Annotated in this window: 13 protein-coding genes and 1 tRNA gene; 8 read left to right on the top strand and 6 right to left on the bottom strand. The window is 46.6% G+C overall.

Features of this window, described 5'->3' with window-relative positions; genetic code table 11:
- Positions 1 to 530 precede the first annotated feature (530 nt).
- The 5 genes from Q0277_RS09580 to Q0277_RS09560 all read right to left on the bottom strand — a co-directional run bounded on the left by Q0277_RS09580 (position 531) and on the right by Q0277_RS09560 (position 3,828).
- Positions 531 to 836 carry a hypothetical protein gene (locus Q0277_RS09580; protein WP_297997559.1) on the bottom strand — a complete coding sequence of 102 codons (306 nt, stop codon included), beginning with the start codon at positions 834 to 836 and terminating at the stop codon, positions 531 to 533.
- A 265-nt stretch (positions 837 to 1,101) separates the two neighbouring features.
- Entirely contained in the window at positions 1,102 to 1,302 is a 201-nt protein-coding gene (locus Q0277_RS09575; RefSeq protein ID WP_297882160.1) for a hypothetical protein, read from the bottom strand.
- A gap of 131 nt (positions 1,303 to 1,433) precedes the next feature.
- Positions 1,434 to 2,036: an NAD(P)H-dependent oxidoreductase gene (locus tag Q0277_RS09570; RefSeq protein WP_297997557.1), complete on the bottom strand. Its 603-nt coding sequence runs from the start codon at positions 2,034 to 2,036 to the stop codon at positions 1,434 to 1,436.
- A gap of 1 nt (position 2,037) precedes the next feature.
- Positions 2,038 to 3,573: a glutamine-hydrolyzing GMP synthase gene (guaA, locus tag Q0277_RS09565; RefSeq protein WP_297997556.1), complete on the bottom strand. Its 1,536-nt coding sequence runs from the start codon at positions 3,571 to 3,573 to the stop codon at positions 2,038 to 2,040.
- 54 nt (positions 3,574 to 3,627) lie between these two features.
- Positions 3,628 to 3,828 carry a hypothetical protein gene (locus Q0277_RS09560; protein ID WP_297997555.1) on the bottom strand — a complete coding sequence of 67 codons (201 nt, stop codon included), beginning with the start codon at positions 3,826 to 3,828 and terminating at the stop codon, positions 3,628 to 3,630.
- A gap of 27 nt (positions 3,829 to 3,855) precedes the next feature.
- On the opposite strand from Q0277_RS09560, the gene Q0277_RS09555 reads away from it, so the two are divergent.
- The 8 genes from Q0277_RS09555 (at position 3,856) to Q0277_RS09520 (ending at position 14,559) form a co-directional block, all read left to right on the top strand.
- The gene (locus Q0277_RS09555) at positions 3,856 to 4,266 is read left to right on the top strand and encodes a hypothetical protein (RefSeq protein WP_297997553.1); all 411 of its coding nucleotides are present in this window, start codon (positions 3,856 to 3,858) and stop codon (positions 4,264 to 4,266) included.
- Positions 4,247 to 6,049, top strand: coding sequence for an excinuclease ABC subunit UvrC (uvrC, locus tag Q0277_RS09550; protein ID WP_297997551.1), 1,803 nt, complete (start codon positions 4,247 to 4,249; stop codon positions 6,047 to 6,049). Before Q0277_RS09555 ends, uvrC begins: the two co-directional genes overlap by 20 nt.
- A 165-nt stretch (positions 6,050 to 6,214) precedes the next feature.
- The gene (locus tag Q0277_RS09545) at positions 6,215 to 10,753 is read left to right on the top strand and encodes an ATP-binding protein (RefSeq protein WP_297997549.1); all 4,539 of its coding nucleotides are present in this window, start codon (positions 6,215 to 6,217) and stop codon (positions 10,751 to 10,753) included.
- Between the two features lie 14 nt (positions 10,754 to 10,767).
- Positions 10,768 to 11,148: a response regulator gene (locus Q0277_RS09540; RefSeq protein WP_005869488.1), complete on the top strand. Its 381-nt coding sequence runs from the start codon at positions 10,768 to 10,770 to the stop codon at positions 11,146 to 11,148.
- A gap of 12 nt (positions 11,149 to 11,160) precedes the next feature.
- Positions 11,161 to 11,237, top strand: a tRNA-Arg gene (locus Q0277_RS09535).
- Between the two features lie 248 nt (positions 11,238 to 11,485).
- Positions 11,486 to 12,667 (top strand): tryptophan synthase subunit beta, encoded by a 1,182-nt coding sequence (trpB, locus tag Q0277_RS09530; RefSeq protein ID WP_297997547.1) that lies wholly within the window; start codon positions 11,486 to 11,488, stop codon positions 12,665 to 12,667.
- Positions 12,660 to 13,406 carry a tryptophan synthase subunit alpha gene (gene trpA, locus Q0277_RS09525; RefSeq protein ID WP_297997546.1) on the top strand — a complete coding sequence of 249 codons (747 nt, stop codon included), beginning with the start codon at positions 12,660 to 12,662 and terminating at the stop codon, positions 13,404 to 13,406. Before trpB ends, trpA begins: the two co-directional genes overlap by 8 nt.
- 10 nt (positions 13,407 to 13,416) lie before the next feature.
- Entirely contained in the window at positions 13,417 to 14,559 is a 1,143-nt protein-coding gene (locus Q0277_RS09520; protein ID WP_297997544.1) for a hypothetical protein, read from the top strand.
- Between the two features lie 220 nt (positions 14,560 to 14,779).
- Here the strand turns inward: Q0277_RS09520 and Q0277_RS09515 are convergent.
- On the bottom strand, positions 14,780 to 15,320 hold a 541-nt coding region (locus Q0277_RS09515; protein WP_297997542.1), incomplete at its 5' end, for a TonB-dependent receptor.

The following is a 15,320-nucleotide window of genomic DNA, read 5'->3' as shown; positions in this document are numbered from 1 at the left end:
AAAAACCCTATCAGCAGGCTTCCCAGCGCATTCACGCAAAAAGTAGCGATCGGAAACGCACTCCAAAATCCGGCGCGATCCATTACGCGCGCGATCGCTCCGCTTAAGCCTACTCGCGCCATCGCGCCTACACAGCCGCCTAGCCCTGCTAAAATCAAGTTCGTCAATCCAAGTCCTTTTAAAATTCGTAAATTTTATTTCGCCATCTAGCCTCCATAGGACGAAAGATGTGCGACTTCGCTATTTTAACGCGATTAGTTAAAATTCTGCGCTCGCGCTTTTTGAAATTTCATTTTAAAATTTTACTTGCGCGACGGAATGCGACGTTTTACGTGGTGCCGCAAGATGGAGACCAAACGCGCGCAGTGTAAGAGGACGGCAAAGCAAACCAAGAGATTATAAAAGGGCGGCGTAGCAAAACAGCGCGAACGCTTAAAATCACTCTGGCGTGTCCGTAGTAGGCGTCTAAACCACGCTTGTAGCGAAACGATGGCAGGGCAAAACGTAGTGCGGCAAAATCGCTCGCGCCACTACTGTAGCACCTTTTTTAGCGCCAGCGCAAATAGCACGACATAAAGGACGAGCAGCCATTTTTTCTGCGTTTCGCGCCTTACGCGGTGAGCCTGAGAGGTGCCGAAATATACGCCCAAAAGCCCGCCCACGGCTAGCAGCGCGCCGGCTAGCTGCTCGCCGTGGGCGAGCGAAAATTTTCTAAGCTTCATCTGCTTTTGTTCGTCGTTATCGCCTACGTAAAATGTGCGATCGCCCTTTATCAGGACGTTTTCACCGATATCGCGAAGTCTGTTTTGAAGCCTACTTTGCCATAAAATTTTCATCCGTCGCTCCTTCTGTATGCGCGCAAAGAACACAGCGCGATTTATCGCTTTTAATTTTGGCTAGCGGTTTTTCAGCGCGCATGCTAATACTTGAATTATTGCTTTTAAATTTACGCTATTTGCGCGGCGCTCGGTACCGATTTAATCGACATTTTAGTCGTGCTTTGCAGGCAAATTTATCCGCGCAGCGTTTGGACCGGGCTAGAAAGAAATTTAACCGCGCGCTGTTTGAACGAAACCGCAAAATTAGCCTCGCAAATTTAGATCATTTTTTCGGTTTATTTTCTTTGATATAGTCCACTGCGATACGCTGGCAGGCGATTTTATCGTTCTTTTCGAGGCATAAAGTCTCCAGCTCCTCGCGGCTGAAATTTTTGTAATCTTTGATCGTCTTTTTGCCGCCGCCTCCCATCACGAAGTATATGAGAGCCGCTAAGATCGCCATCGCTGCGATTAATCTAAGCATGATTACCTCCTAAATTTTATAGATTTTGCGCCAAATGTGCGAGCGAATTCGGCGCGTATCTGTTTAAAATAGGCGGTCAAATTTTGCGCCGCGCGGATTTTGCGGATAGCGCATTTTTAAATTTAGAGCAATTACGATTGCTTCGGAAAGTATCTATCCAGCGTCTGAACTACCTGCCTTAGCCACACCTTTCGCTCAGCTTCGTCGCTATCCGCGACCACTCTAAACATCAGCCGCTCAAAGGTTTTCACGCCGCAAAAATCAAAAATGCAGCTTTTCCAAATTTTTTCCAGCGGATCGCCAAATATCTCGTTTTCTCTGGCCTCGGGGGTGTTGGAGGTGTTGAAAACTACGGCGGCTTTAGCCTTTAAAAGTCCTATCGGAAGCCCGCCGCCGTTATCGCCCGGCGCAAAATCGTAGGCTACTCTCTGCCTTAGCACACGGTCAATCCAGCCCTTGAGGATGGCGGGCGGCTCGCCCCACCAGTTTGGGTGCACGATCACGATACCGTAGGCATTTGCGATATCTTTTTGATGCGCTTTTAACAGCTCGTCGTCGCTTTTATCGCTTATTAGTTCGGCGCCGCTAAGAATCGGGTTAAATTTTTCTTTATACAGATCGTGAAATTTAACCTCGTAGCCGCTATTTTGCAGCTTTTCTGCCGCTGCGTTTGCAATAGCCGCATTTAGGCTTCTCTCGTAAGGATGCGCTAAAATGATGCAGATTTGTTTCATCTTACTCCCACTCTATCGTTGCGGGCGGTTTGCTCGAGATGTCGTAAACTACGCGGTTGATGCCATCCACTTCGTTTATGATGCGGCGAGAGACGTTTTCTAGCAGGTCGTAAGGCAGGCGCGAGAAGCTAGCCGTCATTCCGTCGCTAGCGTCCACTACGCGTATGCACACGGCGTTTTCGTAGGTGCGGTTATCGCCCATGACGCCCACGGAGTGCACGTTTAGCAGCACGCAAAACGCCTGCCATGTTTTGTTGTACCAGCCGCTTGATTTTAGCTCGTCGCGTAGGATCACGTCGGCTTTGCGCAGCAGCTCGAGACTCGGTGTATTTACCTCGCCCATTATGCGGATCGCAAGACCCGGACCTGGGAATGGATGGCGGAAAACGACTTCGCGCGAAAGACCTAGCTCGAGTCCCAGCTGGCGCACTTCGTCTTTAAAAATTTCGCGCAGAGGCTCGATCAGTTCAAATTTCATATCCTTAGGCAGGCCGCCTACGTTGTGATGGCTTTTGATCGTTTTGCTTGAGCCCGCGACTGAACTTTCGATGATGTCAGTATAGAGCGTGCCCTGGGCTAGAAATTTTACGTTTTTGTATTTTGCCGCTTCTTTGCTGAAAACTTCAATGAAGGTCGCGCCGATGATTTTGCGTTTTTGCTCCGGATCGACCACCCCTTTCAGCCTGCTTAAAAATAGCTCGCTAGCATCGACTACGTCCAGGCTCACGCCCAGTTTGAGTCTAAACATCTCCTCTACCGCCTTGCGCTCGCCCGTGCGGAGTAGTCCGTTATCGACGAAAACCGCTATCAGGCTCTGCGGCACCGCATGCGCCAAAAGCGCCGCTACGACTGAGCTATCCACGCCGCCGCTTACCGCGCAAAGCACTTTGGCGCTGCCTACGCGCTCTTTTATTTTGATCATCTGCTCTTTGGCAAAGCTGCCCATATTCCAAGTGCTGGTTATTCCGCAGATCTCTTTGGCAAAATTTTTTAAAATTCTATCGCCGAACTCGCTGTGGCAGACTTCGGGGTGAAATTGCAGCGCGTAAATTTTACGGGTCTCGTCACCAAATACGCACCACTCACTCTCATCCGAGCTTGCCATCACCTCAAAGCCCTCCGGCAGGCTCTCGACCTTGTCCGAGTGGCTCATCCACACGGTCGAGTTATCCTCCACGCCGCCAAATAGCCTGCTAGCGCGAAGCAGTTTCAAAGAAGCCTTGCCATACTCTTTTTTACCCGCAGGTACGACGCTAGCGCCAAATTTATGCGCGATGAGCTGCATGCCGTAGCAGATACCTAAAATAGGAATTCCAAGCTCAAAAATTCTATCGTCGCAAAAATACGCGTCTTTGGCGTAAACGCTAGCGGGCCCGCCGCTTAAAATAAGGCCTTTGGGGTTTTTTGCTTTTATCTTATCAATCGGTGCGTCGTATGCGATCAGCTCGGTGTAAACGCCTTGTTCGCGCAAGCGCCTAGCGATCAGCTGGGTGTATTGGGAGCCGAAGTCCAGCACTAAAATGTCTGCCGTTTGCATGAAATTCCTTTGTAAAAATTTTTAAAAGTATAACAAAGCAAAGCTAAAAGTAGGCTATTTATCGCGTAAAATTCTAACGCCGCCTTTCGTGTCGTTTGTTTTGTTGCCGTCCGCGGCGGATACCTCTGCGTTCGCGGTTTGCTCATCTGCGTCTGAGTAAAACGGCGGGGCTTTGTATCCGCAGCCGCTAAGCAAAACTAAGATAAAAAATGCTAAAATCCGCTTATGGAAAATGCAAGAGAAATAATCGCTCATATCAGAAAAAATCCTTTATATGCCAAGATGCGAGAAAGAGGCGAGTTTTTAGCGATTTTGCCGCTTAGTTGGCAAAGGCTGATCGCTTTCATCTACGTCAAAGATGGCATTTTGATGATAGCCGCGAAGCATCCGGCTGGGCTTTGCGAACTAAAACGCGATAGTAATATAAATTTAATAAAAGACGTATTAAAGCGCTTTGTAGCCGCTAGAGAGACGGCGGAGCTTTGCGGCGTGCGCGAGATAAAATTTTTCGTCGCAGATAGAGTAATGAGCAGAAGAAGGGCGCAAATTTATAAAGCTCATTTGCGCCGGGATGGCGAAGCTTTATCTTTGGAGCGCGCAAAGGGGGAGTTTAAAAACAAAATCCAAGATCCGCAAATTTATAAAATTTTTGAAGAGATAAGAGGGCTGATCCTTGCTAATAGAGGAGATTAAGAGCCTGCCTGCCGCACCCGGCGTGTATCAATACTTCGACGCCGCGGGCAAGCTGCTATACGTCGGCAAGGCGAAAATTTTAAAAAATCGCGTCAAAAGCTACTTTTCTTTCACGCCCGCCCTCGCTCCGAGCCCACGCTTAAGTGCGCGCATCGCCAAGATGATAAGCGAGGCGGCGCATTTAGAATACATCGTAACGCCCAGCGAGAGCGACGCGCTGATACTAGAAAATTCCTTCATCAAGCAGCTAAAGCCTAAATACAACATCCTGCTGCGCGACGATAAGACCTATCCTTATATATATGTAAATTTAGACGACGATTTCCCGCGCTTTGAGATCACGCGAAAGATCGTAAAGGGCAGAAACATCAGATACTTCGGTCCCTATTTTCACGGTGCGAAGGAAATTTTACAGACGCTTTATATGCAGTTTCCGCTCGTGCAGAAGAAAAATTGCGTCAAGGGCAAGAAGGCCTGTTTGTTCCATCAGATCGGGCGCTGCGCTGCTCCGTGCGAGGATAAAATTTCAAAGCAGGATTACGCTCGTATCGTGCAAAGCGCGCTTGCGGCTTTGAAAAATCCGCAAAAGATGGTGCCGCAGCTTCAGGATCGGATGGCGCGGCTTGCACAGAGCGAAAATTTTGAAGAAGCCGCGCAGATCCGCGATAAGATCGAAATTTTAAAGCAGATGAACGTAAAGGTCGAGGTCGATCTGGCAAAGCTCGATGATTTCGAGGTCTTTGCGATTGCCGCACGCGACGGGCTCGTCTGCGCCGTGCATTTTAGCATACGCGAGGGTAAAATTTCAGCCTCAAGCTCGCATATAATTAACTGTAAAGCCCCAAGCGCCGATGATATCGCAAACGCCTACAAACAGATGATCTTAAGCGCCTTTCCGGCCGCGGCTCCCGTGGCGTGCGCTAAAATTTACGTTTACGACGAGTTTGACGATGCGGATCTGGTATGCGAAATTTTATCCAAGCGGCATGAAAGAGCGTTTAAAATTTACGCGCCAAAAATCGGCGAGAAGCATAAAATTTGCGAGATCGCATATCAAAACTGCGAGATCAATATCAAAAAGCATCTAAAAACGCACGATTACGCATTTTTGCAGGAGCTGAAGGATTATTTTAATCTTACGAATTTGCCCGTAAATATCGAGGTTTTCGACAATTCGCATATGTTCGGCGCCGCACCCGTGGGAGCTATGATAAGCTTTCAAGACGGCGAGTTTAATAAGCAAAACTATCGCCACAAGCACCTTAGCTCAAATAACGACTACGATCAGATGCGCGAGTATCTAACTAGCCGCGCGCTTAAATTTGACGAGCTCGCCGCGCCCGATCTGTGGCTCATCGACGGCGGAACGGCTCTGCTAAACTTGGCGGAGGAAATAATCTGCAGCGTCGGAGCAAACGTCGATATAATCGCTATCTCTAAAGAAAAGATCGACGCCAAAGCTCACCGCGCAAAGGGGGCTGCGAAAGATAAAATTTGCACGAAAGGCGGGATTTTTTCTCTGCCTACGGATGATAAAAAGTTGCAGTTTTTTCAGCGTCTGCGCGATGAAGCGCACCGTTTTGCGATCTCGTTTCACCAAAAGAGCAAACGCAAGCTCGATCTGCAAAGCTCAAAGCTGCTAAGCTTGGGCGTTAGCAAAGGAAGCCTGAAGAAGCTTTTGGACTTTTACGGCGATTTTGAGAGCATTTATGCGGCTAGCTTTGATGAGATCAGATCGCTTACGAATATCCAAACCGCCGAAAAAATTTTAAACAATCATTAACGAAAACCTAACGCAAAAAGCTATATTTAAAGATTTGTTTAGTAAAATCACCCATTAACTTTGCAGGACGGCTAAATCGTCTCCGCCTAGCGTGACGGAAGCGACTTCGTTTCTCCGGTTGAATAAAATTTAACGTCGCGTAAGCTGCGCTTTGAAGGATTTTGTATGAATTTAAATACTACAAGTGCTTTGAGACTTGTTAGCGGTATCCCGTTACTTTTGATTTTCGCGTTTGCATCATATTTCTTGTTTATCTCTTTGCAGGATTACGCCAGGGTGGGAATTTTGCAGCAGCAGATTGCTAAAAACAGCAATCTCGCGGCGTTAGTAGAGCAGGTAGATAAAGAGCGCGGTATCACTTCGGCGTTTTTGGGTAGCGAGGGAAACCCCGGTATGGGAACCCTTCTATCGGGTCAACGCAAAAAAACCGACGATGCGCTTGCAAAGTATAAAGAAAGCAAAAATATCAGCGAAAATGTCGTAAAAAAGACTATTTTTGATATTTTCGCTTACGGCACCGGTAACGACGAGCTTTTGGCTGCCGAGACCGATATAGACGGTTTATTAGACAAACTTCCGCAGGTAAGAAGGGATGTCGATGCTCAAAGCAAAAGCTTCGGTGAGCTTTTCAGTTCATATTTTCAAAAATTCGACGATGATGTAAAAACAATCCAACGAGTGCTAAGAGAGGGTCTTGTAAGCTCAAATATCACCGTTTGGACGGTTTCGTTGCTTAATACTTATGAGGCGATGGATGCCACTGCATCGGAGCGCGACTATATTATCGAATACATTATCGGCAGCAAGGCGATGAATCAAGCGCAGCTAAGGACTTGGGCTAGCTTCAACCTATCTAGTTCGCTTCCTAATTATTACTTCTTGCCGGAATCTGATGCTAGAGCCGCAATTTTAAAAATTCTAGACGGAGAGGAATTTCAAAACGCATTAAGAGAAACTGCTAAAATTTCAGCCACATTGCAGCAAGAAGCGGATGAGGGACACTATAGCGTACCTTTTCAAGAGTGGTTTGCCTCTACTACACTTAAATATAAAAAGCTAAGCGAAATTTCTGAAAAGATCAATGCTGAGCTTGCTGCGCATGCCGATACTTACTTAGCGCAAAGACTAAGAAACCTATTTATCGCTCTTGGCATATGGGTTTTAGCGGCTATTTTGGTCGTTTTTGCCTTGGGTATTACAAGACGTTTAAGACAGAACGTTACCGACCTCGGCAACGTGCTTAGCCGAATCGGCGATTTGACGAATCAGCACGAGCATATCGACGTTAGGACTAGTGAGGGTGTTAACAAAGCGTATTCGCTTATTGAGGACGCGCTCGATCTGATTGCATATCAAAAGGGCGCTGCGGAGGATGCCAACAAGGCAAAATCGATCTTTTTGGCCAATATGTCGCACGAGATCAGAACGCCGCTTAACGGCATCATCGGCTTTACGGAGCTTCTTAAAAATACCGATCTGGATGAAGAGAAGCGCGATTACGTTGATACCATCGAAAAATCGTCCGAAAACCTTCTAACGATCATTAATAACATTTTGGATGTCTCCAAGATCGAAAGTAATAAGGTCGAGCTTGAGGATATCTTATTTAATCCTATCCAAGATTTCGAAAGTGCGGTTGAAATTTACGTCGCCAAGGCTGCCGAAAAGAATATTGACATCTTGCTTTACATCGATCCTACACTCGTGCACCATCTATACGGAGACATCACGAAGATCAAAGAGGTTCTTATCAACCTCATGTCAAATGCTGTCAAATTTACGCCTGAGCACGGCACTATCGTAGTTGAAATTTTAAGAGAGCCTAGTAAAGCTCCGGGAGAGGCGATCGTAACGTTTAGCGTAGAAGATACCGGCATTGGAATTTCTGAAGATAAGCTCGCAAATGTATTTAACGCCTTCTCTCAAGCTGACTCTACAATCACGCGCAAATATGGTGGAACGGGTCTTGGACTTACGATTTCGTCTAAATACGTAGCGATGATGGGCGGCAAGCTTCAGGTCAAATCTACCGTAGGAAAGGGTACTAGATTTTATTTCACTCTTGCTTTTAAAGAGACGCAAAAAACTGATGCGGACGCAGTATTTGAAAGTATCAAAGGGCTAAATTTTGCGCTTTTAGCCGATAGCGCCGATACGATGTATAATGATATCGTTAAAAACTACATCAGCAAGCTAGGCGGTAAAATTTCGATATTTAATACGAACGCGCAGTTCCGCTCAGCGCAAAATAATAACAAATATGACGCCCTTATCACTAGATTTAAGAATTACGGCGAGGTTAGCGATATATTGAGTATGCCTACGATCTTGACTCTTAAGCCAAAAGAGCTTCAAAGTATTAGTATTTCAAATTCTAAAATTTTTACCCTCACAGAGCCTTTTAATTTAACTAAATTCGTTAAGACGCTAGATAAAATTTCAAAATCCGGAATTGCTCTAAGCAGATCGGATTTTGCTCCACAGACGCATGAGATTAAGCTGGATGCTGAGGTAGAAAAGCCTATCGCCCCTGATGAAATGATTATGGAAGAGCCGGTAGTAAAAGAAAGACCTATCATCAACAAGCTCGATGAATTACGACATGCTACTACTTCGTCGGCAGACGAGCTACGCGCTATCTTGCAAAGCAGAAGGCGTACGCATGATGCCGAGGCTCATTCTGCGCATAAAGAGGAGGCTGTTAGTAAGCCTAGTATTGCTCAAGAGCTCAAAAAAGAAGCTCCTAAAGCAGAAGAACCGGTCATTAAGCCTATAGATATCGAGCCTATGAGTGATATTAAGATTGAAAAGATAGAGCCTGAATCGCCAAAGATTAATGTTGATATTCCTGAAATAGTAATTCCACGCGCAGAAAAGCCAAAAGTAGAGCCTTCAAGCACAAAGGATGCCCAGGCCGATATCGATGAGCCTATATCTTTGGAAATCCCTGATGATTTTGTGGGGCTCAAAACACATGCGACGCAGACTCAGGCTCCTAAAGCCGAAACTCCTAGCATCGATCTTTCCGATATCGAAATAGAGCTTCCTAAGATCAAAAAAGAGGAAGAAGTAAAGGCTGAGCCTGCGAAAGTAGAAATTCCAAAGGCTAAGGTTGAGACGCCTAAGGCTGAGATTGAAATTCCTGATATAGATATCGATCTTTCGGATATCAAACCGAGCGCCAAGGTGCAAGAGCCTGCCAAAAAGGTTGAAATTCCAAGCGTAGAAGAAGAAATTCCTGTAGCCGTTAAAACCGAGTCTGAAATTCCTATCGCTAAAGCTTCGAAGCCTGATACTTCAAGTGTTTCTGCTCATGAAAATGAAATTTCAAATGTTAAACTTTCAGAACCTGAAAGTACAGCTGAAAAGATAATTGAGCCAGAACCTATCGCTGTTGAGCCAGAGCCGGTAGCAATTGAGCCTGAACTAAAACCTATAGAGCCAAAACTTGAAGAGACTTCAAATATCGAGTCTGAACCGGTAACGCCAGTAGTAGAACCGGCAGCTCAAAATATTCCTGCCGAAGAGCCGAATATTGAGCCGGAGCCTGTAGATATTCCGAAGGTGGAGCCTGCTACTCAAAACGACCATGTCGAAGAGCCTGAGATCGAGCCTGTTAGCGTAAAAGTCGAACCGGTAGTTATCCCGCAGCCTGAGGAAGAGGAGATGGTCGAGGTGCCCGTCACCGTATACGAAGACGAGCAACAGGAAGAAACCATTATGGTCGAAGAGGATGTCGAAGTCGAAGAAGAGGTTGAAGTGCCGGTAGAGCGAAATCCTGCCGATGAAAATGTACCTTTGGTCAATAGAAAATATAACGCCAAAATCCTTATTGCGGAGGATAATGAGATCAATCAAAAGCTTATGAAGCATACGTTAAATAGCTTTAATATGAATTTGACGATAGTCGAAAACGGACTTTTGGCGCTGGAAGCCAGAAAAGCTAATAACGACTATGATCTCATATTTATGGATATTTCGATGCCTGTTATGGACGGTATCGAATCTACAAAGCAGATCAAGCAATACGAACACGAGAATAATCTCCGCCACATCCCGATCGTGGCTGTTACCGCCAATGCGCTAAAAGGTGATAGAGAGAAATTTATGGCAGCAGGACTTGACGAATACTGCACTAAGCCGATCAAAAAGGATATCTTAGCTCAAATGCTAGATAATTTTATCGGTGATAAACGATCTGATGCAGCGCCTGCCGGTGGAACTACAAAGAAGCTGGTTAAAAAGCTTGTCAAACGCCAGGTACCTAAGACGGTCATTAAAACTGTCAAAGTGCCAAAGACGATAATGAAGCTAGTTCCTAAAAAAAGCATAGTTTCTGATGACGTAGTGAAAGCTAAGGGTGCGCGCGTGCCGACAAAAGATATACTTATATGCAAGGCAAATATTATGGAAAGTAAAATTTTTGCCAGCATATTAAAACACCAGTATAAAGACGTAGAAATTGCGGGCAATTTCGACCAGCTTATTTCTATGGCGGCTACGGGCAGCTATAAGCTTGTTTTGGTTGATAAAAAGCTAGCAGGGCTAGACTTAGCGGCGTTAGAGAGCTTGCGCCGAAAAGCGTCTGCGACCAAGCTAGTTCTGTTTTCTAACGACAACGATGAAAATCCACTATTTAGCGAAGTCGCTAGTTACAATATCACCAAGTCGGGTCTTGAGAAACTCGCACAAAAATATATATAAGGATGAGGTCTTAAATGAGAGATTTGAAAGTTTTAACGGTTGATGACGACGCTATAAATTTAAAGCTACTTGAAGTTATGCTAAAAAAATACGGCAAATTCCAAACCATACTCCAAGCCAAAAACGGCTTGGACGCCCTTGCCGTACTCGAAGTTCAGCCCGTTGATTTGATTTTATTAGATATCGTAATGCCTGTGATGAATGGGCTGGAATTTTTAGATAATCTTCACGCTAGAGAAAGTATAGCTCATATCCCCGTCATCGTCCTTACGACGGACGAGACCGCTAAACGAGAGGCTTTAAATAAGGGTGCTTATGACTTTATGACAAAGCCCATCAATGACAAAGATCTTCACAAAAAACTAGACGACGTTATGAATATTATCGGCGATTAAATTGCCGATTTTGTCCTCGTAGCTCAGTAGGATAGAGCGCAAAATTCCTAATTTTGAGGCCACAGGTTCGAATCCTGTCGGGGACACCATTGCTCTTTTTGAGATATTTTGCTTTCAAATTTAAGCCCTCATATTCCATATAGAATCACGTTATAAAATTTACTTGTAGTTCGTGAAACCTTGAATTGTAAATTTTAAAATTTACCATCTTGCGCCGCGCGTTTTTTGCGGCTGCATATCCGATAAATTTAGAAGGACGCCGCAAAAGGTGCCGTCAAAAAAGCGAAATTTAACGCGAAATTTTATATAATCTTGCGATTTAATGTGAGGAGATAGGATGAATAAAAAGGCGTATTTCGGGAGTTTCGGCGGGCAGTTCGTGCCCGAAACGGCGATGTTTGCGCTCGAGGAGTTGGAGGATGCGTACAGCACCATAGCGCAGACTAAGGAATTTAAAGACGAGCTAGGTTACTTGCTGCGCGAATATGCGGGGCGTCCGACGCCGCTGTATCACGCTGCGCGCCTTAGCGAGCACTACGGGCATGAAATTTATCTAAAGCGCGAGGATCTTAATCACACGGGCGCTCATAAAATCAACAACGCCCTAGCGCAGGCGCTACTAGCCAAAAAAATGGGCAAAAAAAAGGTCATCGCAGAAACCGGCGCAGGCCAGCACGGCGTGGCGACGGCGACGGCAGCGGCGCTATTTGGGCTTGAGTGCGACGTGTATATGGGCGAGACCGACGCCGCGCGCCAACAGCTCAACGCCTTTAGGATGCAGCTTTTGGGTGCAAATTTAATCAAAATCGGCACCGGTTTAAAAACGCTCAAAGAGGCGACCACCGCGGCGATTCAGGCGTGGGTGAATGAGATAGAGAGCGTATTTTACGTCATCGGCTCGGCGGTCGGACCGCATCCGTATCCTAAGATGGTTAGGGATTTTCAAAGCGTCATCGGCACCGAGACCAAATCGCAGCTTGCGAGCAAGGGGATTAAAGCCGATTACGTCCTAGCCTGCGTGGGCGGCGGAAGCAATGCGATAGGAATTTTTAGCGCGTTCGTGGACGATCCCGCCGTGCAACTCATCGGCGTCGAAGCGGGCGGCTTGGGCGCGCATACCCCTTATCATGCAGCGACGATTACCAATGGGCGCGCGGGCATCATCCATGGTATGAAAACGATCGTACTACAGAATAAATTCGGCATGATCGAGCCGGTGCACAGCATCTCGGCGGGGCTTGATTATCCTGGAGTGGGCCCGGAGCACGCGCATCTGCACGAGATAAGTCGCGCAAAATACGAAGCGGTAACCGACGATGAGTGCATCACGGCGCTTAAACTGCTCTGTAGGCTTGAGGGCATCATCCCCGCGATCGAAAGCGCGCATGCGTTAGCGTATTTGCAAAAGCTCTGCCCGCAGCTAAAGGGCAAAAAAACGATCGTCGTAAACGTAAGCGGCAGGGGCGATAAGGATATGGATACCGTGATGAATTACAAAAAAGGAACGATTTATGGATAAGATCAAGGCGGCCTTCGCCGGCAAAAAGGCAAATATTGGCTACATCGTAGCGGGCTACCCGAGCCCCGCGCACACGAAGGAGTTTTTGTCAAATTTAGACGAAAGCGTGATCGATCTGCTTGAGATAGGCATTCCTTATTCCGATCCGCTCGCAGACGGCCCCGAAATTTTTAAAGCGAGCTTTTCCGCGGTGCAAAACGGCGTAAACGCGGAGAAAGTATTTGAAATTTTAAAAGGGGTGCAAACGCGCAAGCCGCTCGTGTTTTTGGTCTATTACAACGTGATCTTTGCCTACGGCGCGCGCGAGTTTGTAACGCAGGCGGCGCGCTATGGCATCAGCGGACTAATAATCCCCGATCTGCCGTATGAGGAGAATGAGGAAATTTTCGCGCTTTGCGAGGAGTTCGGTATCGCGCTCATCCCGCTTATCAGCGTTACGAGCGAGCATCGTGCTACGCGAGTTTTGAGCCGCGCGCGAGGCTTCATCTATGGCGTGGGCGCTATCGGCGTGACTGGAAGCAAGCAAACTCCGATTTCGCGCCTTAAAAATATGGTCGCAGATCTTAAAAAAATGAGTGATCTTCCCGTGGCGATCGGCTTTGGTATCCGCACGGCGGGCGACGTTCGCGCCACCAAAGAATACGCAGACGGCGCTATCATAGGCACCGCGATCGTAAATTTATGCGCGAACTATGGCGGGCGAGAGCTGCAAGACAAGATCGCCGAACTTTTTAACTAACGGAAAGAGCATGAAAAAGATATTTTTGATTTTAATCGCAAATTTTTGTCTCGGCGCCAATTTGATGCAATATGATCTTTTCAACCACGACGACAGCGTCGACATCGCCTTGGCGTTTGACTCCGCATACAAGCCCGACATCGTGCGCCGCGTCGACGGGCAGTCGATGAGCCTTATTTTAAAAGGGCTTGGCGGCGATGAGAAATTTAACGAAATGCGCACCAATCAAAAGGTCTTAAAAAGCTTTACGATAGCGCCTAAGGGCAAGGATATCGAGATCAATTTCCCTACCGGAGCCGATCTATCAGTCGATGCTCTTACTCAAGACGGCAATTTAAAGCTCATTTTGCGCGTAAAAAACCCCGCTTTCGATCAGAGCAAGATGAGCGTAAAGAGCGAGGCGAGTGAGACGGTGCAAAGCGGTAGCAGCGGGGTTTCCGTGATGCCGATAATCGTAGCGTTACTGCTTGGGGCTGCGGCTTTCGTAGGCGTGCGAAAATTTTTATCGTACAAGCCGCAAAAAAGTATCGACGAGACATGGCGGTTTTTTGAAGACGACGCTAGCATGGAGGGCGCCGATGTGGACGAAGCGGGCATCGATAAAATTTTAAACGAATCCTCTTTTAAAAATCAGAGCGGATCAAAGAACCCAAATTATTCTGACGCGCAGGAGTTTGCGAAGAAAGATGAAGCCTCTGCTTTAAATTTAAAAAATTCTAACGACTCAAAAAACGTAGATGGTGCAGATTTTTTAAGAGGCGAGAACGTGAGCGAAGAGAGTGCACACGATAAATTTTACGATGAAGTTGCGCGTGCCGAGCGTTCGGAAGCTACGGAGGCGGACGAAAGCTCTGAGAGCGCCGAGAATATAGGCGTAGCGGATAAAATTTCGCCGCTTAAAGTAAGCCCTGCCGAGAGTGGTACGATGGAATTTCGCGAGGGAGCAAAAGAAAGATTGGATGCAAAAGAGCCCAAGGTTTCGGCATTTAGAAGCATTTTAGAAAATGAGCTGCTTAGCTCGGATACCGCAAGACCTAGCGACGTGCGAGTAGAGCTGGTGCGCGAAATCGACGAAAATAATGCTGCCGTAGTGTTAAGCTTCGCGGGCAAAAAACATCTAGTGGTGCTAAAAAGCTCCAACGCTATCGATTGATGAGGCGTGGAATTTCGTAACTTGCGGGCTTTGCGACCCATTAAAATTTTGCAATTTGTGAAATTTTAAAAATTGCGGAATTTTATAGCTCTAGAAATTTATGCCACATTTAAACCTCATCGCCAAAAGGTCGTGATGAGGCTTAAATTTAAAAAGAAAGAGGACGCAAGCGCGGGTGGGCTTTAAAATTTAACCCGCGCTTCGCCCATATAAGCTTAATCTAAAATCTTACTTCCAAATCGACGTAGAAATTTCGTCCAGCACCCACCACCACAGTCTCGCGCGTGCGGTTTGCGTTGATGTAGTGTCGATCGAAAATATTATTTACGCCAAAGCTTACGTCCGCGCCGTCAAGGGCCGGAATAATGCCGTTTTTGATCTTGTAACTTCCTCTAAAATTAGCGATCGTAAAGGCTTTATCGACGTAAAAATACTCCCTCCCGCGTGCAAAATATGAAGCAGGTTTAGAATGAGGCTTAAAATAGTGGCTTACCTCAAAGCCTAAATTTAGATCGTGCAGAGGCGAGTAGAAGGCGTGTGCGCTTAGCTTTTTGGCGTGGTTATTGATGTTTTCGTGCGTCTTTTTATTGTAAATTCTAAGTCGCTCGAAGCTCGCGCCGAAATCAAAGTCCTGCGTTTGGTAGTTTGAGCTTAGCTCAAAACCATGCCTTTTGGCTTGATCGATATTTTGATACTGCCCGTATTGTTGCGAAAAGCCGCCCGGCGGCACGCCTAGATGCGGAAGCGCCTTTATACCTATC

Origin of the sequence: uncultured Campylobacter sp., from assembly GCF_938030815.1 — a bacterium.
GTDB lineage: Bacteria > Campylobacterota > Campylobacteria > Campylobacterales > Campylobacteraceae > Campylobacter_B.
This window is presented reverse-complemented; position numbering and strand designations above follow the sequence as displayed.

Excerpts from the sequence above, each read along its gene's own strand:
- Q0277_RS09580 (WP_297997559.1), bottom strand. The coding sequence starts at position 836 with ATGAAAATTTTATGGCAAAGTAGGCTTCAAAACAGACTTCGCGATATC.
- Q0277_RS09575 (WP_297882160.1), bottom strand. The coding sequence starts at position 1,302 with ATGCTTAGATTAATCGCAGCGATGGCGATCTTAGCGGCTCTCATATAC.
- Q0277_RS09570 (WP_297997557.1), bottom strand. The coding sequence starts at position 2,036 with ATGAAACAAATCTGCATCATTTTAGCGCATCCTTACGAGAGAAGCCTA.
- guaA (WP_297997556.1), bottom strand. The coding sequence starts at position 3,573 with ATGCAAACGGCAGACATTTTAGTGCTGGACTTCGGCTCCCAATACACC.
- Q0277_RS09560 (WP_297997555.1), bottom strand. The coding sequence starts at position 3,828 with ATGAGCGATTATTTCTCTTGCATTTTCCATAAGCGGATTTTAGCATTT.
- Q0277_RS09555 (WP_297997553.1), top strand. The coding sequence starts at position 3,856 with ATGCGAGAAAGAGGCGAGTTTTTAGCGATTTTGCCGCTTAGTTGGCAA.
- Q0277_RS09545 (WP_297997549.1), top strand. The coding sequence starts at position 6,215 with ATGAATTTAAATACTACAAGTGCTTTGAGACTTGTTAGCGGTATCCCG.
- Q0277_RS09540 (WP_005869488.1), top strand. The coding sequence starts at position 10,768 with ATGAGAGATTTGAAAGTTTTAACGGTTGATGACGACGCTATAAATTTA.
- trpB (WP_297997547.1), top strand. The coding sequence starts at position 11,486 with ATGAATAAAAAGGCGTATTTCGGGAGTTTCGGCGGGCAGTTCGTGCCC.
- trpA (WP_297997546.1), top strand. The coding sequence starts at position 12,660 with ATGGATAAGATCAAGGCGGCCTTCGCCGGCAAAAAGGCAAATATTGGC.
- Q0277_RS09520 (WP_297997544.1), top strand. The coding sequence starts at position 13,417 with ATGAAAAAGATATTTTTGATTTTAATCGCAAATTTTTGTCTCGGCGCC.